The sequence below is a fragment of the Streptomyces ossamyceticus genome (genome assembly GCF_001418475.1).
Lineage (GTDB): Bacteria > Actinomycetota > Actinomycetes > Streptomycetales > Streptomycetaceae > Streptomyces > Streptomyces ossamyceticus.
The window spans coordinates 25999-44839 of sequence record NZ_LIQX01000241.1; the positions used below are offsets into that span (position 1 = coordinate 25999).

Below are 18841 nucleotides of genomic sequence, written 5' to 3' on the forward strand. Positions count from 1 at the left end.
CGACGCTGACTTAGGGCTTCCATTACGCCCTTGATCATCTACCTGCCCGACGAGGACGACGGACGCCGTGTGCGCGTCGTCGGCGAGATCCTCGGCCGGGCGCACAGCCTGCGGAACGTTGCTGAGTTCCTGCACTGGGCCGGGAATGAGGACGCCGACGAGACATACGTCGCGGCGTCCGGGCTGATCGAATGGCGCGGCGGCGGACCACAGGAGTGGGAACACTGAACTGGCGAGCTGGGGCAGACAGGCGCGCTCTCATTCGAACAACCGTCTGGCGGATGCCTCTCGCGCCCCAGGTCTCCCGCATGGCGCCTGAGCTGCAGTTCTCACGTAGCGTGCAGATCATTTGTGCAGGTGAGGGCCGGTGCAACCTGTTTCGATTTTCGAAAATCCCGGGTATCCTGGAGGCATGCCGAACGAGGAAGAAACCCTACAGAGCCGCGTCCGGTCACTCATGGATGGCGCCGGGATGAACCAGACCCAACTGGCCGAAGCCATCGGAATCACGAAACCGAAGATGTCCCTGTCTCTCGGCGGGGATCGCCACTTCTCCACCTACGAGCTGGCGGCCATCGCCGAGCACTTCGGTACGACCGTTGACTACCTGCTCACAGGCAAGCGGCCGCCTGCAGTCGCACTCGCCGCCCGCGATGACTCGGACGAGTCGCCCGCGTGGGAGGTGGCCGTGAAGCGCGCCGAGACTTTCGACGAGACCGAGGCGGCATTGAACGATCTCGGAATCGCTCAGGTCATCTCACCACTCGTCGGTTGGGAGCGCCCTGCGTTCAGTGGGCTGGCAATCGCCGATGGCCCAACGCTGGCCGAAGCTGCACGTGCTCTCCTGGCCCATGACTTCCGTGCCGACATGCCCAGCGCAATCGAAGCCGCCTTTGGCATCCACGTCGCTGCTCAGCCGTTCGGCCCCGGCTTCGATGGCCTCTCCTGGCGGAGCGAGGACTGCCGAATCATCGTGATCAACACGGATGCCGCCTGGAGCCGTCAACGCTTCACCCTGGCTCACGAACTGGAACATCACCTCGCGGGGGACGTTGACACGATGGGCCTCGTCGTCGACAAGGACGTCATGTCCACGCACCACCGCATCGCAGAAATGCGCGCCAACTCGTTTGCCGCCGCGCTGCTCATGCCAGAGCAGGAGATCCGGGAGCGAGTCAAAGACAAGATCACACCGACGTTGTTCGCCTCCCTGGTCGGCGACTTCCTCGTTTCCTCAGATGCACTGGCTTGGCGACTCAAGAATCTGGGCCTCGTCGATGGCGCTGAGCGAAGCCGCCTTGCCTGTATGTCCGCGCCCGAGGCGGCACGAGAAGGCGGCTGGGAAGACCGCTACTTCGAGCTGGTCAAGCATCAGAGCAGGCAGCGGCTACCGGAGGCGCTCGTGGAACGTTGCCTGCGGGCGTTCGTGGCTGGCGACATCAGCGCCCAGTGGCCAGCGCGCGTCCTTGGATGCGAGACGGACCTGCTGCATGAGGCTTTGGACGGAGCTGCGAGCGAGGTGGCCGAGGACAAGGAACCGGTGTTCACTCCGTGACGATCCTGATAACCGACGCCTGCTCTGTGATCAACTTTGCTGCATCAGGCGATATGGAGCTGCTCAAGTCGGGCCTTGCCGTACGCACGCCTCGTTGCACGCAGGCCGTGGACGCCGAGCTACGGAAGTGGGTCCACAACTTTCCGGCACTGCAGCCGCTACTCGACGAGGGCTGGCTCGGTGAGCCGATCGAACTCAACCGGACGGAGGACCAGAAGAACGTCGGTCGTCTTCGCACCGCGCTCGGCGGTACCCGCAACGAGCCGACCCTCCACCTAGGCGAGGCCGAGTCCATCCACGCGATGCGTACGCGAGTTGAGCTCACTGGGGCGGTTCTGCTCACCGATGATCGGGATGCGGCTCGTATGGCTGGCCGCAACAGCCTCACGACCTGGGACACCACGCGATTGCTTGCAGACTTCCACGCCAGTGGGGATCTGGAGTGGGACGAGGCGCAGCAGGTCCTTCAACGGATGGACGATGCAAACCGCGGGGTTCGCATACCTGCGAGCTACCACGACTTCACACAAGGCTGACCGGGCAACCGTCCAAAACCCTCGGCAGGGAGGGAAGCAGCACGGGGGAGGCCGACGCCCCGTTTCAAGGGGCAGGGAATGGCTTCTTATGCTGCTTCCCTTGCCTCCCCGATTGGCCATTTCCGCAGGTCATGTACAGGGAGGCAGGGCAGGGAGCCGGGTAGGGAGAACTCCCTGGGATCCGGGCGCCTCCCTACTCGTCGAGGTCGTCCTCGTCGCCGTCCTGGGTGGCGTCCTCACGGTCGGCGATGGCGTCCACGATCCGCTGCCGACTGACGTGCATGACACCGCCGCCGGTCTTGTACTCGCCGTGCCCGCAGTCGTTCAGGACGCGCCGCAGATCACGGAACGACCAGCCGTCGTACTCGCCGGGGTTGTGGTCGCGGAGCCGGTGGAGGACGTCCTGAGTGCGCAGCTTCGGCTCGTGGCCGAGGACGGTCAGGATGTCGGCGAGGTGGTCCGCCGGCGCGTAGGCGGGCGCCTCCGGGGCTGCGGTGCCCTCGTACAGGGCCATGGCCCGCTCGACGACCGGCGTCACCTCGTCGATGCCTGCCTCCTTCCGCACGAAGTAGGAGCGGATCAGCCCAGGGGTCTTCCCGAAGCCTGCGGCCATGGCGGTGCCGACGTCCTCACCTGCAACGAGGGTGGTCGCCGAGTACCCGTTCTTGTGCATGCCGGTGCCGAGGATCGCGTCGTTGCCCTGATGGTCGTTGATCGCGAACGCGACCCGGTGGGACACGGTCTTGGAGATCCCGCGCGGCAGGCTCGCCGCATCCGCATCAGGGGTGATCCACAGCAGCATGATGGCCGTCTTCCTGGCCTTCTTGGTGACCTTCAGCGCCAGTTCCTTGGCTTCCTTGCCGTGCTCCGGGTGTGTGAACAGCTCGTGGACCTCGTCGAATACGACGATGCGGGGCCGCATGGACGGGTCGCGTTCCGCCATCTCGCGAGTGACTTTGGTGTCCGTGCCGATGCGTTCCAGCTCCTGCCCGCGACGGGACACCTCCGCAGCGAGGCGGCGCAGCGTGTCCATGGCCGCAACGACGTGCTCGTCGTCATCGCCCTTGACCAGGCTTCGCAGGCGGGGCCGCATCGGGTCGTAATCACTGTTGTAGGCCAGGACGTGCACGTCGATCTCGACCAGCGGGTCGAGCATCGCGCCGAGGAGCAGGGCGATGACCAGCGATGACTTGCCAGATCCCATGATTCCGGCGATCAGGTAGTTCGCCGCCATGAGTCGGCCGATGACCTGGTCGCCACGTGCGTTGATCGCAACCGGCACACCCTTGAAAAAGTCGGTCGTGCCCTCCGTCAGGGGCGGCCAGGCTGGCACCGGTTTGGTGAGGACGCCAGGGTCGGCCACCCACAGATCGAGTACGCCAGCCTGGTCGCGCGGCTCGGTCGGCCATACCTCGATCGGCTTCCTGAGCAGGTTGTGGGCAAGCACCTCCTTCTTGTCGGCGATCATCTCGACGCTGACGCCCATGGGCAGCATTAGTTGCGTGTGCCATCCGCCACCGGACCGGGTGGTCGGGGACACCCAGCGCGGCTGCCACCCTTCCTTGATGGCCTTGTTGAGCGGGGCGATACCGAGGTTGCCGAGGGCCTTGAGGATGGCGCCCTCGTCGGGGACGACGTCCCGCTGTTCGGGGTCGCCGGGCAGAGCCCAGGCCGGGGCCATCTGCCGGTGCCGTCCGACCGCCCACACCCCGGCGAGCGCGATCCACGGCAGGCAGGCGAGCAGCGGGTCCCAGACCACGCCGGCGATGAACGCGACCCAGGCGACGAACTGGATGACGGTGGCGAGCGGGGTGAGGACGTCGGCGACGTCGTGGTTGGCCCAGGCCAGCATGATGCCGAGGAGCAGCAGGACGCCGGCCCCGGCGGTGGCGCCCATGAACAGGGCCTTCGGCGCGTTGATGGCCAGCTGGAGGAGTTCCATGCGGCGCCGGTGGCGGGACTGGCGGAAGATGTAGGCGCGCTGCTCCCAGTCGCGGGCGACGTCTTCCTGACCTGCGGCTTCGGCGGCACGCATCATGCGCTCGTGCCGGGCGGTCGTGCGGGAGTCCCAGGCCCGGCGGGTGAGCAGGCGGGCGCCGCCGACGACGTAGGCGCCGTGCCGGACGACGGCCCGGTAGGAGCCGTGCTCGCGGGCCTCGACGACGACGCGCCGCAGGTGGTCGATGCGGACGCGGCGGCGGGGCCGCGGCTTGTCCTCGACGGTCGTCTCGGGGGCCGGGGCGGTGTCGGGCTCGGGGGCGAACTTGAGGAGCGATACCTGCGGGGCCGTGTGTCCGTTGACGCGCTCGGGCGCGGTCTCGGTCATGCTGGTGCTTCCTTCTCTCTCCGGAGGGTGGGAGCCCGGGGACGGCGACGGCTTGGCGGTTGGACGCCGTCCCCGGGGCGCGGCTACCTCTTCTTGCGGCGGGCGGCCTGGCGCTCGATGCGTTCGACCTTGCGTTGCAGGTCGCTGATGTCGACGCCGTCCCCGGCCGCGCCGCGCTTGGCCATACGGGCGGTCAGGGCGACGACCTGCAACTTCTCCATGGCGGTGAAGTCCGAGAACGCGATGTCGGGGTTGTCGGCCACGGTGGGTTCCTCCCTGGCGGTCCGGGGCTGTCCCGGCTCCCCACGGCACCCGCACGGGTCGGGTGCCGCGGGCAGCTGTCAGCGGCGGCGGCGCAGGTCGGTAGTGGCGGCGATGGTCTCGGGGGTTACGCCGAGGCTGGCCGCGCGGGCGGCTTTCTCCGCGGCCTTCTGGGTGAGTGCGGCCGTGTCCTCGGGGGAGGCGTTCTCGGCGTCGATCGCGGCTTGGGCTGCGACGTGGGTGGCGGCGAAGGCGCGCGTGTTCCTGAGTCCCATGGCGGGTGTCCTTTCGGGTTGTGGGCTGGCCGGTTGGCCGGCCCCACCGCGCCCCCGCAACCGTTGCTCAGACGGCAACGGTTGCCGAGGACGGAAGGGCAGGTCAGCGGCCCTTGCGCTGCGCCTCGCGCCACATGTCCCGCACGACGAGGACGACGATCGCGCCGACGCCGCCGAGGATCGCCAACGCGAGGCTCGCGAACGCCAGGCCGATGGAGCCGACGCACACCGCACACGCGATACCGATCCACTCGCCGGTCGAGCGGCCGGCCTTGCGGTGGTCGTGCTGGCACTGATGGACGGGCGCCTGCGCCTGCTGCTGGGTGGCGAGCTTCGCCAGCTCCATCGCTGCGAGCGCCAGCTGCACGGCGGCGGTGTCGGTCTCCGCGTTGCGGACCGCCTGCTCGGCCTTGTCGAGGGCATCGCTCATCGGGCCCACCCCCTGATGCGGCGGGTGATGCGCGGCCAGGCGATGACCCCGGCGGCGACCGCCAGGACGACCGGCTGAGAGGCGACCGCGGTGGCCACGGCGAGGACGCCGGAGAGCAGCGAGGGGTAGGCGACGAGGAACCCGAGGAGGGCGCCGAAGGCGAGGCGCATCATGCGTATCCACCCTCCATCGGCTTGGCCGGGGTCTCCGGCTGGGGCTTCTTCGCGGCCCGTGACAGGGCGGTGCGGATGTACGGCTCGTCGACGAGCAGGCGCCGGTGCTGGGCCAGGTGCTCGGCGATGTCGCGGGGTGATGCGTCCGCGCCGAGGGTGGAGGCGGCTTCCTCGACGGCGCCCTGGAGGTTGACCGGTTCCAGCTCGCTGACCTGCTGATGCGCGGGCGCATCGGGTCGATGCACCTCGTACTCGGGGGGCTGCTGGCCGAGGACGACGGCGACCTGCACGGCGTCGACGACGACCCCGTAGGAGACGAGGAGCGCGGCCAGCTCGGGCGGGGGCGCATCAGGGTGCGCATCCGCTGCGATCCGGATCACGTCGGCGGGGTCCATCTCGGCGAACTTCTCCCGCAGCACGGCCTGCGCCGACCGGGCCGGGGTTGGACTGGGGTCCTGCTGGGACCTCTGTCCGCCGTACATGGAGGCGAGGGCCGCATCAGCGCCATCGCGGACGCGGACACGCTGCACGTCGACGAGGCCGGCGCCGAGCTCGGTGTCGCCGACACCCACGTACTTGGCGAGCCTCCAGTACTGGCGGACGGCCATCTTGCGCCGCAGCTTGCCGGGGTGGCCGTCGGCGACAGCCCGCTGGAAGGCGAGCTGGCGGGCGGCGTCGGCGTTGCGGCGCATCACTTCGGCGTCCACGCCGGTGCGGTAGACGACGATGCTCCGGGCGATGAAGCCGAGGCCCTCGGCGGCGCCGGACATGGCGAGCGGGGTGACGGCGTACACGGCGGCCTCGCGGGTGTCGCTGGCGATGGTGATGCCGATGCCGCTGGCGGACAGCGGGGCGAGCCACATGCCGCCGCGGACGATGGCGGGTGAGGACTGGCCGAGCATGGTCCGGCCGAGCATCACCATGGCGAGGATCAGGGTGAGGCCCTCGCCGGCGGCGACGACACCGGCGGCGGTGGCCTGCCGGTGGAACTCGGCGACGGCGTTGCTGTAGGTGCCCCAGGCGCCGAACCCGCCGACGACGACCATCAGGGCGGCGGCCGTGCCGAGCACTCCGGCCTGCCCGTTCGTGAGTTCGCGCGGGGTGCTCACTGGCCCTCACCTCCGGCGAGGATCGAGGTGAGCTGGTCGGCGAGGTCGCGCAAGCGGTCGGCGTAGCTGTCGAGGAAGGAGGCCAGCTCGTACAGGCCGACCGGGGCGAGGGTCCGGCCGGGCGGGTACACGGAGACGCCGACCGTGCGGCCGCCGAGGCTGGGGGTGCCGGGCGTCGCGAACGGCGACTGGGCCAGGCAGGCGGTGATGACCTCGGCGGCCCGGAAGGTGAGGGTGACGTCGGGGCCCTTGTGGAGGATGTCGGCGCGGTAGGTGTCGGGCCGGTGGTCGGCGTGGCCGACGCACCATGTGGGCTCGGGGAGCGTGACGCTTCCGTGGTCCTCGGTGGGCAGGGTGATCGTGCGGGACTCGGTCACTGTTGCTCACCCCGGGCGCGTTCGTCGGCGAGGAACTGGGCGACGAGGGGGAAGGCGCGGTCGACGGAAGCTTTGGCGGCCCTCTCGGCGGCCTCGGTCTCCTCGGCGCGGAGCCTGCCGCGGAGGTAGTCCGCGTTCCATCCGATGTCCGCCGGATCCTCCGCGAGGGCGCCCTGGACGGTGGCGCGGACCCAGCCGGCCCGCTCCTCCATCCGGCGCGCGTACTCGGCGGTGTCGTAGGGCAGGGTGACGGCTTCGAGGACGGCCTGAAGCAGGTTGCGGAGGTCGCGGGCGTCGCCCGGGTTCTGCGTGGGGGTGGACGGGGAACTTGCGGGCGCTTCGGCGCACGCGAAATGATCGGTCATGCCGACTCCTGGTTAGGTCAGGACGTTCGGTGAGGGGTCGGTCGTCGCGCGCGCCTCGGGTGTTCCACCACCCGGGAGCTGACGGCCGGCCCCGCTCTATTCGGTTGAGTACTTCTTGATCGCGTCGTTGATGACGGTGTAGCTCCGGCCGAGTTCCTTCGCGACCTTGTAGGAACTGCCGAGTTCGGCCTTGCCTTCGGCGAGCGCTTCACCGCGCCGCTTCAGGGCTTCGGCCAGTTGTGACTGGAGCTGTTCCACCAGCTCGTCCTCACGCTGGAACCGCACCCTCCAGGGTTCTTCGGTCACAACGCAGAGACTATCACGGGGGGCCGTTATAGTCACGCTGCCTCGCCACCCTGAAGCGACCTCAACTCCAGCCAGGTGGACGGCGGGTACTCGCACCCGCACCACCGGCACTCCACCTTCGCCGTGCCCGCCGGCACCCGCAGCACCGCCCCGCACACGACGCCGTCCTCGTACACGGCCGGGCAGTTGCCCAGCCGCAGCGACCGCTCGGGTGGGTTCACGATCGACGCGACATCCCGCTCCAGGCCGCGGATCTCCTCGGCGAACGGGCCGGCCATCGGCCACGACGCGGCGATCCACTCCAGGTTCATGGCCAGCGCCCGCGCCGCGACGGCGACGCGGCGCTCGGTGCCGCCCTCCCTGGCGGGCTCGCCCCACCCGCGGTCTGCCTGCATCGCGGACCGCCAGTCCTCCAGGACGCCGACGATGCCGCCGGGCCCGCGCAGGCTGAACGCGGGCTCGGCGATCGGCATCGGCGCTTCGGTCGGCCGGGACCGCCCCAGTTCGGGGCGGCGGCCGCCAGGGTGGAGGAACGCGGCGAGGGCCTCGTACAGGCGGGGCATCCGGTCGAGGCGGCGAGCGGTGCCGAGAGCGCAGCCGGGGCACAGGTAGCCGTGCTCCAGGTCCCGCTCGCACAGTCCACAAGTCGCCGTCATACCGGGCTCCGGTGCTGCAGCTGGTAGAGGCGGAGGCTGGACAGGTAGCGGTCACCGGCCGACCGCTTGACGGCGGCCGCGGCTCGGGCGGCGCTGCGGCGGGCGTCCTTGCTGGCCCAGTAGGTATGCAGGATGCTCATCCCCTGGGCGCCGAGGGCGACGCCGGTGAGGAGCATCTGGAGCTCGGTGTCGGTCATGTCGTACTCCTCACGCGGCTGGACGGACGGCGGGACCGTCGGCCTCGGTGCGGGCGGCCTCGATGGCGGCCGCAGCCTGCTCGGGGGTGTCGTAGGTGCCGAGGTACATGCGCACCCGGTTCCGCTTCAGCGCGGCCTGGTACCGGCCGGAGCGCACTCGGTAGACGCCGAGCGGTAGGTCACGCTCCGGGATTGAGCGGTTGAGGTTGGACTCGGACGGGGTCACCAGGCGCAGGTTGCTGCGGCGGCAGTCGAGTCGGTCGCGGTTGATGTGGTCGACGAGCAGGCGGTAGCCGGTACCGCCGGGCACGTCCATGAGCCAGCGGTGCAGCAGAGCGACGGTGACGCCGGTCCACATCTGGGCGTAGCCGTGGCTGCCGATACTGAGCACCCGGCGGCCGAGGCGCTCGTAGTCCTCGACGTCCAGCAGGACCGTCTTGAAGCCGTCCGGGTGGGAGGCCTGCAGTTCCATGTAGGCATGCATCAGAACGGGGCCTCCTGTTGCGCGCCACCCCATCCGCCACCCTGCTGCTGCCCGTTCGCAGGGCGGGCGTTCGCCCACGGGTCGGGTGTTTCACCTGAAACACCTGCCTGTCGCTGCCCGCCGCTCGCCGGGTTCTTGGTGACCTTGGCGGTGGCGCGCACGAGGGTCGGCCCGACCTCGTCGACGTCCAGCTCGTACACGGTCCGCTTAACCTGCTCGCGGTCCTCGTATGAGCGCTGCTTCAACCGGCCCTGGACGATGACCCGTGTGCCCTTGGCGAGGGACTCGGCGACGTTCTCGGCGGCCTGCCGCCACACCGAGCAGGTGAGGAACAGCGGGTCGCCGTCCTTCCACTCGTTGGCCTGGCGGTCGTAGACGCGGGGGGTGGAGGCGATGCGGAACTTGGCGACGGCGATGCCGGCCGGGGTGAAGCGGAGTTCGGGGTCGTCGACCAGATTGCCGACGACGGTGATGACGGTCTCGCCAGCCATGGCGGACTCCTTCGGGTAGGCGGTGTCTGGCATGGCAGACACGCGAGATGCTGGGTGGGAGGCCGGGCCCGATAACCGCGGGCCCGGCCGATGTTGTGCGGGTCAGGCGTCGCTCACGGCCGCGAGCTGGGCGTGCCGGGCCGCGGTGGAGTCCGAGAGTTCGGCGAGCAGCCGGTAGACGTTGCCGTCGTTCGGGCCAGCCAGGTATCCGGTTCGCATGTGGACGATGGCGCTGACCTCGGTGAGAGCGCCGGAGATGCTGAAGCCGCCGGGGCTGCGGGTGCATCCGCGGTACGTGCCGTTGTCCAGCTGGGCCAGCCGCTTGCGCGTGTTCTTGGCGCGGATCGCGTGCCCCTTCCAGTGGTCGCTGTGCTCGTCGTTGGCCTCGGCGAAGGGCGTGACGCGCTTGATCTCTTCGGTGAGGGTGGCGCGCATGCCCGGGTAGGCCGTGTTCCAGAGGTCGGCGATGTAGGTGGCGGTGGCTTCGTCGATCCAGTGGCTCAGGCTGCGGACATCTGCGCTGGTGATACTCACGGTGGTTCTCCTCCGGTTGGGTTGGCCGGCTGCCGAGTGACGGCCGGAAGTCTCAGCTGGCTTGGGCCCAGTCGTCGTCGGGCTCTTCGAGCGGCACGTCCCACAGCCCCGCGTCTTCGGGCGCTGGGGGCGGCGCTGCCTGGGACGTTGCTTGGCCCGAAGTGTGGGTAGCGCGCGTACCGGAACCTTCTGACGAGCGCTTCCCAAGATCGTTAAGGTTTCTTTCTTGGGGGGTTGGGGTTTGGTAACCAACACTTCGTGCCAAGGGGGAGCCCTCGGAATCGCTCGCCTGTTCGGTAGCGGTCTGTGCGGCCAGCACGCGCGTCACCAGAGCCCGCTCCTCGCCCAGCTGCCACGGGTTCGCCGAGGGGAACCCCGACTCCTCGGTGTCCTCGTCCTTCTCGTGGCGCGGGCACGTCGTCAGCTCCAGGACCTCCATGTCCTCCAGCGCCCGTCGGGCGACATGCCGGTTGAGGCCCGTGCGGCGCCGGACTTCGGAGACGGTCATGGCCTCGCCACCAGCGAGCTGCCGGAGGCAGGCCAGACGGGCCTGCGGCACCGTGTCGAGGGCGCACTTGCCGGCGAGTGCCAGGGCCTGGCCGCGGGGCACGCCGAGGGCGAGAAGCGACTTGGCGAGCGCGACGATCTGCCCGGTGACGCGGGCAGGCTCCTCGATGACGGGGATGCCGTCGATCTCCCGCCGACCGTAGGCGTTGCGTGGAACGGCGGCGCGACCGAGACAGGTGAGCATGGCCGCGTCTTCCAGCTGGTCGTACATCTCGTCGTCCAGCTCGACGTCACCGACGACCCGGCGGGCGACACGCACGAGTTCGGACGCGCGGCGCCGGGCCTCGGCCTGCTTCTCGGCGAGCCCCTCGATCTTCCGGCGCTTGCGGACGGTCGCCTTCTTGTGGGCGTTGTCGGTCTCGGGCAGGCGGCAGTACAACCACCGGGGTCCAAGCGCGTCGGTGTGGGAGGAGAAGTTGTCGATGGCCGGGGTGACTGCGGCGAGCAGAGTGAGGCGTCCTGTCCAGGTCAGCGGGCGTGGGGAGTTGCCGACCTCGCGGACGACGTGGCCGTCGTAGGCGCGGCGGAGGAGCGCGAACAGGGTGTCGCGGCCGCCGCGGTCGGACGTGGCGAGGACGGTGGAGAAGTCGGAGATCGTGACGAACGCGCGGCTGGGAATGCGGGTCAGGATGCCTGCGGGCTTGGGGTTCTTGCCCGGCATCCAGGACAGGAGGGCTGGCCCGGTGATGTCGTCGACGTGCTCGTCGGCGGAGTCGTCGAGGGCTTTGACGGCCTCGCTCTTGCCGCCGGAGGGCGGGCCGACGAGCATGCCCCAGAGCGGTTCGCCGTCGAGGTCGGAGGACACGGCGACGGCGAGGGAGAAGATGATGTGCCCGTAGTCGTTGAGGTGGATGTACGTCTGCATCTGCTGGAGGAACTCGGCGAGTAGCGCGGCGGGTGATCCCGAGGGCGGTGCTTCCGGCTCGTCTTCGGCGGCCTGCTCGGCCTGGTCCTGGTCGTGCTGCCTGTCTTCCTCGCGGGCCGTGGCCGAGCGGACGTCGTTGAGGACGGCAGCGGGCAGGGCCTGGGCGGCGGCGCTCGCACCGTCGCGGCCGTGGGCGGCGCGGATGATGTCGCGTGAGGCTTCGGACTCGTCGCCTCCGTGGTGCAGTGCGGCGAACAACTGGCCGGAGGACAGGACGTGGCCGATCGCGGCGGCTGTGATGCCGGGGAAGTTGTCGGTGCGGATCGTGACAGCGGCACCGTCCTTGTGGACCGCGATGCCGTCCTTGGAACAGGTGTCGTCCCAGCCGGGGCGATTCCACCGCTGGCACCCTGAGCCGCAGTACGAGCAGTTGCCTGGGAGCTGTTCGGCGTAGGTCGCGCCGACGTGCATGAGGATCTCACCGCAGCACGCGTGATCGCCGAGAACTTCCATTGGCCCTCGGCCGCCGCGCGCCGGACCGGGGCGTGACGAATTGCCGCGCGGCGCGGATGGCTTGGGGGCCGCGCGCTTCTTCGGCTTCGGCTTCAGGTCGGCAGCCATCTGCCGGATGTCGTCTGCGTGGAAGCGCACACCGGTGTCCTCGATGACCCGGCACAGAGTCGGCGTCCGTCCGGGCTTGCGGTTGACGGTGCCGGGCAGCCGCAGTACCCGCGCGAGATCTCTGACGCCGGTGCCGTAGCCGAAGCCCATCGTCTTCGCGCCGGCTTGGAGGATGTTCTGCCAGTTCCCGGCGAGCTCGGCGGCGTCGTCGAAGTCGATGTCCTCGCCGATGACGAGCGGCTTCTCGAACTCCCACCAGACGTAGAGGCCTGCGCCGGAGTGCTCGGCGCGTGTGGGCTCGGGGAGTTTCGCGAAGCGCGGGACGTCGCGAGCCTCGTCGGCGTTGCCGGGCAGGTCGGTCGCCTTGTGGAGGTCGTTGCCGAAGTCGATGTCGGACCACATGCCGAAGAGGGCGCGGGAGTCGCGCGCGCTGCCTCGGGTCCCGGCGGGGAACCGCGACGTGACGGTGGTGACGCGGCAGTAGATGCCCTCCGCACCGGTGCGATCCTCCTCCATGACCCATGCGACAGCGCGGTCCAGGTCATCGGTCTGGATGCCGGTCCAGTTGTTCTTGGAGCAGAGCGAGACGAGGCCCGGCGCCTCGAAACGGGGGGCGAGCCAGGCCCGGGTGGTCTCCGGGTCTGCGGCCAGCGGCTCGGTGTTGGTGTTCACGAACGTGTCTCTCGTTTCCCGTGATGCCGATGGTGTTCGTGATGGCGCGGCGCTACCCTCTGGCGGCGCCGCGCTCGCGTCACCGGGCGGGCTGGAGCTTGGCCTTGTCGCGGGCGGCGTTGAGCTGCTGCATGCAGACGGTGTCGCCGCCGCGGTCGGGATGGAGGACGGGGACGAGCGCCTTGTACGCCTTGTCTCCGAGGTCCCTGCCGAGCGCCTTGTACATGGAGTCCGCCCAGGTGTCCGCGTTCCGCTCGGCCCTGGGCGGCGGCGCGCTGTACTGCTGCCGGGCGCCCGCGTCGTGCGTCGTGCGGATGGTGAACCCGGCGGCGCGCAGGGTGGCGGTGAGGGTGTCGACCGCGTACAGCTCCACGACCCAGCACTTCTCTGCCTTGTCCCAGGCGCGCCAGGTACGGGGCAGGTCCTTGATGTAGTCCTTGGCTTCGAACGGGCTGTGGACCTTGGCGTCGAACCGACCGACTTGAATGTGGACGGTGCCCTTCACTTGGCGCCTCCTACGAGGTGGGCGATGGACGCCACGATGTCGGTGGTGTGCCGGTCGCAGGCCGGAAAGTCGTACCGCAGGTTGGGGGCGGCGAAGGTGCTGACGACGTTCGCCGCCGTGGCCGGGCAGCCGGGGCAGCGGTAACCGCGCTGGTTGTGCGGGGAGTCCGGCCCGTCGGGGCAGTCGCACCAGGTGCACTGCTCGCCGTTGGCGGCGGTGATCGCGACGGGGACGGTGCTCGGGTCGGCGGCCGCGGTCCGCGCGGTGGCCAGCGTCTGGTCGGACAGGAACGTGTCCTGCGGGGTGCGCGTCACGCCGCCTCCCGAGCCTTGGTCGTGGCGGTGCTGAAGGCCGTGCGAATGATCGCCTTCTGCTCGTTCGTCAAGGGCGGAGCCTCGGCCACGATCGCGTCGATCCGGGCCCAGTAGGCGGCGTTGCGGGCAGGGTCCTCGAAGCGGACGGGGCGTGCGGCCCGGCGGGTCTGCTCGGCTTCGCTGAGGGCCGGGCGGCCGCAGGCTCCCCCTGCGGCCACTCCGGTGTTCGTCATGCCGGTCATGCGGTCGCTCCGGCGCGGTGCTCCGCCATCACCTGAACGATGGCGTCGAGGGTGGCAGCCGGGTCCGCCGCCTCGGTGACCTGGCGGATCACCTCGGCGTTGAACTCGTCGAGGGCGGGGCTGCCGAGACCCATGCGGTTCATCTCGGCGTGACTGGTCTTCAGCTGTCGGATGATGCGCTCGCGGGTGGTCAGCGTGCTCATGCCTGCACCCCGCCCGCGTGGACCGCGGTCATGGCGATGACCTTGTCCGCCATCTCGTCGGCCTGGTCGAGCAGGCGGCGGAGTTCGGCGGTCTTCGCCCGGACCTCCTCTGGCCGCAGGTCCTCGTGGTGCATGCCGCCGATGTAGATGGCCGCGGGGCCGCCGTCGGAGAGCTGCACGAACCCGACGTCGAGGATGTGCTCCCCGTCCTTGTTGGTCACGGAGTGCTCGTGATTGAAGTGATCGAAGTGGCCCGGCTCGGTGTCGGTGCACACGCCCGGGTAGTCGCGGCAGATGGTGCCGATGAGGATGCCGATCATCGTCTCGGCGATCCGCGCGGCGGCTTCCGGGGTGTAGTCGGCGAAGGCTTCGCGGGCGGCCTTGTCGACGACCTCGGGGAGGACGGCGATGATCTTGTCGCGGCTCGCGTCGAGGACGCGGTTCACCGCCTCGTCGGCGCCGCTGATGGCCGGGCTGGTCGACGTCGTCGTTCTCGTGGTTTCATCGTTCATCAGAGCTGTCCCGTTCCTTACTTGCAGGTAGTGACGGATTGCTCGACAGGAGAGGCCGCCTCGCACGCGGCCTCTTCGTCATTTCCGGCAGCCGATCCCGCCTCGCACGCGGGACCGGCACCGGCCTCCTCGGCTATGACCTCGCTGATCTGGCAGCCGAGTGCATCTGTGATCTTCTTGAGCGTTTCGGGCCGTGGGTTGCGTTGCCCGTTCTCGATGCGGCTGAGTGCGGCGCCGCTGATGCCGACGAGGGCGGCGAAGCGGTTCATGCCGTGGCCCAGCCCGATCCTCTTACGCCGGATCAGGCGTCCGTCCGTCTTCATGACCAGACACTATGGCAATGGTTGGCAATGAGACAAGTAAAAGTGCCAACCTACCGAGGGTAACCAGGAAGTTGCCTGGTCAGGCGGTGGGTCCATGACGGCTAGTCATGCCTTATTGCCAGACTCGTTACCAGTCTCTAGGGTGGTAGCAAGACTGTTGCCAATCGTTGACAGGGGCGAGGGGTTCAAGTGGCAGGCATGAAGTGGGGGCCCAGCGACTGGGCCCGCCTCGGTGACGTGATCAGGAAGTCGCGCGAGCGCCAGGGTTACAGCCGGAAGCGGCTGTCTGAAATGTCAGGGGTCTCGGAGAAGAGCATTCAACTGATCGAGGAAGGGCGAGTCCCAACGCGGTGGCCCAAGTCTGTCGATGCCCTCGTTGGCGCCCTTGACTGGCATCCGGGCACTGAGAAGCGAGTGCTGGATGGCCTCGACCTTGACGGTCCGTTCTTCGACAACTCATCTACCCCGGCGGGCGGCGCTGGCCGCGAGGGTGATGTGGTAGTGGCTGCACCCGATTACAGGCTTTTGGACTCTCGTGAAATTGAACTAGTCCAATCTGGGCACCTTGCGCAAGACATCTTTATGCGTCAGGCCAAACGCTATCGCAAGCTGCAGGGGATCTCGCTTGAGGATTTGGCGAAGAGGCTTGCAGGAAAGGAGCCTGTCCTCGAAAACGAGGACATCAGGCGCCTGGAGAACGGGACGCGGCTTCTCCGGATGGCGGAGGCCAAAGCAATCGCCTTTGCCCTAGGTACCACGGTGGACTGGCTGCTCGGGTCAGGCTTTAGCCATGACGCGCCCGAGGAAATGAAGTGGCCTCCAAATGACGAAGAGTTGCAGGCGGAAGCTAAGGCGGTCGAGCGACGGCTAGGTGAAATTGGTATGCAGGTCAACGCGGCGGCAGGTCAGTTCGCCCAAGCCATGGAGAGGGAAGAGATGGCTCGGCAGCAAACTACGATGGCGAGGGCCATGCTGCAGCAGGCGACCTCTCAGCAGCGCGAGATGGAAAGGCATTACCAGTACCTTATTGGGCGAATCGATTCCATTCGTGCAGCAAAGGGTGATGAACTGATCATGCAATTGCACCCCGTTTATGAGGGTGACGAGGAGGGTGACTACGAAAAGCCGCCACCGCGGCCAGCGCATACGCCGTCTTCCTCATATAAGGCGGGTGCGCAGTATCCGGGCAGCAAGGCTTAACAGCAGGAAACGACCGAACGCGTCGCCAAGAGGTTTCGCTAAATCGGCGGCCGCCCCCGCTTCCAGTGGAAGACGACGGCGTCGTAGTCGAAGTACCCGCCGTCCGGCATCCGCCCCGGCCGCGGCGTCTTCAGCGTCACCTCGACCAGCGACCGCAGCACCGTCCGCTGCTGCTCCAGATCCAGGCCCCGCCACGCCTTCCGAACATCCGGCGCCCCCACCAACCCGACGAGCGGATCCACGGTTGCCGCACGGGCCAGCTGCCGCGTCACCCCGTCGAGCTGCGCGCGGGCGGTCTCCATGCCCTCGGTGAACGGCGCCAGCTCCAGCTGCCCCGCACCGAACAGGCCGCCGAGGTCCCGCATCCGCTGACGGATCCGCTCGCCCTCCGCATGGAGGCTGGCCGTATCGATGTCGTCTGGTCCGGGCAGCAGCAGCTCGTGCGCGTCGTCCTGCTCCAGGCGCCGGACGATGGTGTCCTCGACGTACTGGTCGGTGATCTCGGCGCGCCGTCCGCCGCCGTGCCCGGTCTGGCACCGGTACGACGGGTACGAGCGGCCGCCGGACTGGGTGACGTACACGAAGTGCGGGCAGTCGCCGCGGCCGCACCGGTACAGGATCGAACCCAGCCACTTCGGTGTGCCCCCCGGTGTCGTCCTGCGTGAGGGGTCCTTCAGGACTGCCACGACGGCCCTGAACTTCGTCTCCTCGACGATCGGCTCCCACTGCCCCCGGCCGACCTCCTCGCCCCTGTAGACGGCGATCCCGGCGTTCCTGGGGCGCAGCAGCATGTCCCGCATGTCCTGGTGGGTGACAGCGTTCCCGCGGGTCGTGGTGACGCCCTTGTCGGCGCACCACTTCACCAACGACCGGATCGACCCGCCGGACAGGATCTCGTCCGTCCAGTAGCGCAGGGCCTCGGCCTCCTCCGGCACGGCCTTCCTCATGTCGAGCTCGGGCACCTCGGTCTCTTCGCCGGTGCGCCGGTCGACCTTCGTGCGTGTCTCCCCGGTGGGCACACCCCACCCGAACGGGCGGATGCCGCCCGCCCACTCGCCGGCCATGGCCTTCTGCTGGCGGGCGCGGGCGACGCGGTGGCCCTTGTGCTCGGACTCCTGGCGGGCGACGGCGCCGAGGATCCGCGCGGTCATCCGGCCGGACGGTGTGGCGAGGTCGATCGTCCCGGCCTGCACGGTGTGCGTGGAGATGCCGCGGCGGTCGGACAGTTCGATGTACTCCTCCAGCTCGACGATCGAGCGGGTGAGCCGGTCGGTGTGCCAGACGATGACAACGGTCGCGGTGCCCTGGTCGAGGTCGGCGAGCATGCGCCGGTAGTCGGGGCGGAGCTTGCCGGAGTAGGCGCTCACGTCGTTGTCGACGTACACCTCGACGACGTCCCAGCCGTTACGTTCCGCGAGCGCCTGGCAGTCTTCGCGTTGCCGGTCGACGCCGAGGCCGGCGCCGGTGCGGTCCTGGCTGATGCGGCAGTAGATGACCGCGCGCGTCCGGGTGCCCCCCGTTGGAGTGCTGCTCATGCCCCGAGTGTGCCGGACTAGTGGTGTCTCTATCTGGGGTTCGGGAAGACGACCTTGTTGAGCGCGCTCCTCGGCCTGGTCGACCCGGGTGAGCGGATCGTGCTCGCCGAGGACTCGGCGGAACTGCGGCCCGACCATCCGCATGTGGTGCGGCTGGAGGGCAGACCGGCCAACCAGGAGGGCGTCGGCCTCGTCGAACTCCAGGACCTGGTGCGGCAGGCGCTGCGGATGCGCCCCGACCGGCTCGTCGTCGGCGAGGTCCGCGGCCCGGAGGTGGTGAGCCTGCTGGCCGCCTTGAACACAGGCCACGAGGGCGGCTGCGGCACCCTGCACGCCAACGCGGCCGGACAGGTACCGGCCCGGCTGGAGGCGCTCGGGACGGCCGCCGGGCTCGATCGGGCCGCCCTGCACAGCCAGCTGGCGGCCGCGCTGTCGGTGGTCCTGCATCTGGTGCGGGGCCGGGACGGGCGGCGCCGGATCGCCGAGATCCATGTGCTGGAGCGTGACGCGTCGGGGCTGGTCGTGACGGTGCCCGCGCTGCGATGGGGCGCGGAGGCGTTCGTGCACGAGCGGGGCTGGGAGCGGCTGCGAGGGCTGCTCCGGGGCGAACTGCGGGAAGGGAGTAGGGCCTGTGACGGGAGTCGATGAGGCGTCGGCCGGCGTGGCCCTGGTGTGTGCCGGGGCGGCGGCCTGGATGGTGGGCGGGGGCCGGGACAGCGTCCCTCGACGGGCCCGGTCCCTGCTGACCGGGGGCGGGGTGATCGGACCGCCGCCCTGGCAGAGGGTGGTCGGCCGGGTGCGGCAGCTCGGGTTCGAGTGGTGGGCGCCGGTGGCGGGGCTGCTCCTCGCTGTGCTGGGGGCCTCCGTGCTGCCGGTCCTCGCCGGGGCGGCCGGGGTGCCGCTGCTGCGACGGGTGAGGCGGGCGGCGGAGGAACGCCGGGCCCACGAGAGGCGCGGGGAAGCCGTGGTCGCGCTGTGCTCGGCGCTCGCCGGGGAGGTGCGGGCCGGACGGCAGCCGGGAGAGGCGTTGCTGCGGGCCGCACGGGACTCGGGCGGGCTCGGAGAGGCGCAGGCGGTGGTGCTGGCGGCGGCCCGGTTCGGCGGGGACGTGCCGGGCGCGCTCGCCGACGCGGCGCGGCAACCGGGCGCCGACGGACTGCTGGGGCTCGCCGCGTGCTGGCGGGTGGCCGTCGACCGGGGCGCGGGC

27 protein-coding genes and 1 pseudogene are annotated in these 18841 nt (G+C 69.5%); 6 read left to right on the plus strand and 22 right to left on the minus strand.

Annotated elements, in window-relative coordinates:
* Window positions 1–30 precede the first annotated feature (30 nt).
* The 3 genes from AOK15_RS18840 to AOK15_RS18850 all read left to right on the plus strand — a co-directional run bounded on the left by AOK15_RS18840 (window position 31) and on the right by AOK15_RS18850 (window position 2091).
* The gene (locus tag AOK15_RS18840; protein WP_107099442.1) at window positions 31–228 is read left to right on the plus strand and encodes a hypothetical protein; all 198 of its coding nucleotides are present in this window, start codon (window positions 31–33) and stop codon (window positions 226–228) included.
* A gap of 184 nt (window positions 229–412) precedes the next feature.
* A complete protein-coding gene (locus AOK15_RS18845) occupies window positions 413–1555 on the plus strand; it encodes a helix-turn-helix domain-containing protein (RefSeq protein ID WP_079058563.1) in 1143 nt (380 codons plus the stop codon).
* Window positions 1552–2091, plus strand: coding sequence for a PIN domain-containing protein (locus tag AOK15_RS18850; protein ID WP_055518304.1), 540 nt, complete (start codon window positions 1552–1554; stop codon window positions 2089–2091). Before AOK15_RS18845 ends, AOK15_RS18850 begins: the two co-directional genes overlap by 4 nt.
* Before the next feature lie 193 nt (window positions 2092–2284).
* Here AOK15_RS18850 and AOK15_RS18855 read toward each other — a convergent pair whose 3' ends face one another.
* The 21 genes from AOK15_RS18855 to AOK15_RS18950 all read right to left on the minus strand — a co-directional run bounded on the left by AOK15_RS18855 (window position 2285) and on the right by AOK15_RS18950 (window position 14899).
* Complete coding sequence (locus tag AOK15_RS18855) at window positions 2285–4417, minus strand: cell division protein FtsK (protein WP_055518306.1); 2133 nt, start codon at window positions 4415–4417, stop codon at window positions 2285–2287.
* An 83-nt stretch (window positions 4418–4500) separates the two neighbouring features.
* Window positions 4501–4680 carry a DUF6257 family protein gene (locus AOK15_RS18860; protein WP_055518308.1) on the minus strand — a complete coding sequence of 60 codons (180 nt, stop codon included), beginning with the start codon at window positions 4678–4680 and terminating at the stop codon, window positions 4501–4503.
* A gap of 78 nt (window positions 4681–4758) precedes the next feature.
* Window positions 4759–4953 carry a hypothetical protein gene (locus AOK15_RS18865; protein WP_055518310.1) on the minus strand — a complete coding sequence of 65 codons (195 nt, stop codon included), beginning with the start codon at window positions 4951–4953 and terminating at the stop codon, window positions 4759–4761.
* A 103-nt stretch (window positions 4954–5056) separates the two neighbouring features.
* Window positions 5057–5383 carry a hypothetical protein gene (locus AOK15_RS18870; RefSeq protein ID WP_055518312.1) on the minus strand — a complete coding sequence of 109 codons (327 nt, stop codon included), beginning with the start codon at window positions 5381–5383 and terminating at the stop codon, window positions 5057–5059.
* On the minus strand, window positions 5380–5556 hold the full coding sequence (locus AOK15_RS45670) for a hypothetical protein (protein WP_167738830.1): 177 nt from the start codon (window positions 5554–5556) through the stop codon (window positions 5380–5382). The genes AOK15_RS18870 and AOK15_RS45670 overlap by 4 nt, the downstream gene beginning before the upstream one ends.
* On the minus strand, window positions 5553–6665 hold the full coding sequence (locus AOK15_RS18875) for a hypothetical protein (protein WP_055518314.1): 1113 nt from the start codon (window positions 6663–6665) through the stop codon (window positions 5553–5555). Before AOK15_RS18875 ends, AOK15_RS45670 begins: the two co-directional genes overlap by 4 nt.
* Entirely contained in the window at window positions 6662–7042 is a 381-nt protein-coding gene (locus AOK15_RS18880; protein ID WP_055518315.1) for a DUF6907 domain-containing protein, read from the minus strand. Before AOK15_RS18880 ends, AOK15_RS18875 begins: the two co-directional genes overlap by 4 nt.
* Window positions 7039–7407 carry a hypothetical protein gene (locus AOK15_RS18885; RefSeq protein ID WP_055518317.1) on the minus strand — a complete coding sequence of 123 codons (369 nt, stop codon included), beginning with the start codon at window positions 7405–7407 and terminating at the stop codon, window positions 7039–7041. The genes AOK15_RS18880 and AOK15_RS18885 overlap by 4 nt, the downstream gene beginning before the upstream one ends.
* A gap of 96 nt (window positions 7408–7503) precedes the next feature.
* The gene (locus AOK15_RS18890; RefSeq protein WP_205632168.1) at window positions 7504–7713 is read right to left on the minus strand and encodes a hypothetical protein; all 210 of its coding nucleotides are present in this window, start codon (window positions 7711–7713) and stop codon (window positions 7504–7506) included.
* Between the two features lie 32 nt (window positions 7714–7745).
* A complete protein-coding gene (locus AOK15_RS18895) occupies window positions 7746–8369 on the minus strand; it encodes a hypothetical protein (protein WP_055518321.1) in 624 nt (207 codons plus the stop codon).
* Window positions 8366–8566 carry a hypothetical protein gene (locus AOK15_RS18900; RefSeq protein ID WP_055518323.1) on the minus strand — a complete coding sequence of 67 codons (201 nt, stop codon included), beginning with the start codon at window positions 8564–8566 and terminating at the stop codon, window positions 8366–8368. The genes AOK15_RS18895 and AOK15_RS18900 overlap by 4 nt, the downstream gene beginning before the upstream one ends.
* A gap of 10 nt (window positions 8567–8576) precedes the next feature.
* The gene (locus tag AOK15_RS18905) at window positions 8577–9050 is read right to left on the minus strand and encodes an HNH endonuclease (RefSeq protein ID WP_055518325.1); all 474 of its coding nucleotides are present in this window, start codon (window positions 9048–9050) and stop codon (window positions 8577–8579) included.
* A complete protein-coding gene (locus AOK15_RS18910) occupies window positions 9050–9541 on the minus strand; it encodes a single-stranded DNA-binding protein (RefSeq protein ID WP_055518328.1) in 492 nt (163 codons plus the stop codon). Before AOK15_RS18910 ends, AOK15_RS18905 begins: the two co-directional genes overlap by 1 nt.
* A gap of 102 nt (window positions 9542–9643) precedes the next feature.
* Window positions 9644–10075, minus strand: a complete 432-nt coding sequence (locus AOK15_RS18915; RefSeq protein ID WP_055518330.1) for a hypothetical protein — start codon at window positions 10073–10075, stop codon at window positions 9644–9646.
* A 52-nt stretch (window positions 10076–10127) separates the two neighbouring features.
* Window positions 10128–12800, minus strand: a complete 2673-nt coding sequence (locus AOK15_RS18920) for a helix-turn-helix domain-containing protein (RefSeq protein ID WP_055518332.1) — start codon at window positions 12798–12800, stop codon at window positions 10128–10130.
* A 79-nt stretch (window positions 12801–12879) separates the two neighbouring features.
* The gene (locus AOK15_RS18925) at window positions 12880–13305 is read right to left on the minus strand and encodes a hypothetical protein (protein WP_055518335.1); all 426 of its coding nucleotides are present in this window, start codon (window positions 13303–13305) and stop codon (window positions 12880–12882) included.
* Entirely contained in the window at window positions 13302–13619 is a 318-nt protein-coding gene (locus AOK15_RS18930) for a hypothetical protein (RefSeq protein WP_055518337.1), read from the minus strand. The genes AOK15_RS18925 and AOK15_RS18930 overlap by 4 nt, the downstream gene beginning before the upstream one ends.
* On the minus strand, window positions 13616–13861 hold the full coding sequence (locus AOK15_RS18935; RefSeq protein ID WP_055518342.1) for a hypothetical protein: 246 nt from the start codon (window positions 13859–13861) through the stop codon (window positions 13616–13618). The genes AOK15_RS18930 and AOK15_RS18935 overlap by 4 nt, the downstream gene beginning before the upstream one ends.
* Window positions 13858–14064 carry a hypothetical protein gene (locus AOK15_RS18940; RefSeq protein ID WP_055518344.1) on the minus strand — a complete coding sequence of 69 codons (207 nt, stop codon included), beginning with the start codon at window positions 14062–14064 and terminating at the stop codon, window positions 13858–13860. The genes AOK15_RS18935 and AOK15_RS18940 overlap by 4 nt, the downstream gene beginning before the upstream one ends.
* Complete coding sequence (locus AOK15_RS18945) at window positions 14061–14576, minus strand: hypothetical protein (RefSeq protein WP_055518346.1); 516 nt, start codon at window positions 14574–14576, stop codon at window positions 14061–14063. Before AOK15_RS18945 ends, AOK15_RS18940 begins: the two co-directional genes overlap by 4 nt.
* Window positions 14577–14593: 17 nt before the next feature.
* Window positions 14594–14899, minus strand: a complete 306-nt coding sequence (locus tag AOK15_RS18950) for a helix-turn-helix domain-containing protein (RefSeq protein ID WP_079058565.1) — start codon at window positions 14897–14899, stop codon at window positions 14594–14596.
* 189 nt (window positions 14900–15088) lie between these two features.
* Here AOK15_RS18950 and AOK15_RS18955 point away from each other — a divergent pair, with 189 nt between their 5' ends.
* On the plus strand, window positions 15089–16099 hold the full coding sequence (locus AOK15_RS18955; protein WP_420876927.1) for a helix-turn-helix domain-containing protein: 1011 nt from the start codon (window positions 15089–15091) through the stop codon (window positions 16097–16099).
* 38 nt (window positions 16100–16137) lie between these two features.
* Here the strand turns inward: AOK15_RS18955 and AOK15_RS48325 are convergent, their stop codons facing one another.
* Window positions 16138–17634, minus strand: a complete 1497-nt coding sequence (locus tag AOK15_RS48325; RefSeq protein ID WP_055518351.1) for a recombinase family protein — start codon at window positions 17632–17634, stop codon at window positions 16138–16140.
* Between the two features lie 36 nt (window positions 17635–17670).
* Between AOK15_RS48325 and AOK15_RS18965 the strand changes: the two are divergent.
* Both AOK15_RS18965 and AOK15_RS18970 read left to right on the plus strand, forming a co-directional pair.
* Window positions 17671–18282, plus strand: a pseudogene (locus tag AOK15_RS18965) (ATPase, T2SS/T4P/T4SS family); the annotation flags it as partial.
* The coding region (locus AOK15_RS18970; RefSeq protein WP_055518353.1) for a type II secretion system F family protein at window positions 18266–18841 on the plus strand (576 nt) is incomplete at its 3' end. The pseudogene AOK15_RS18965 and the gene AOK15_RS18970, both read left to right, overlap by 17 nt.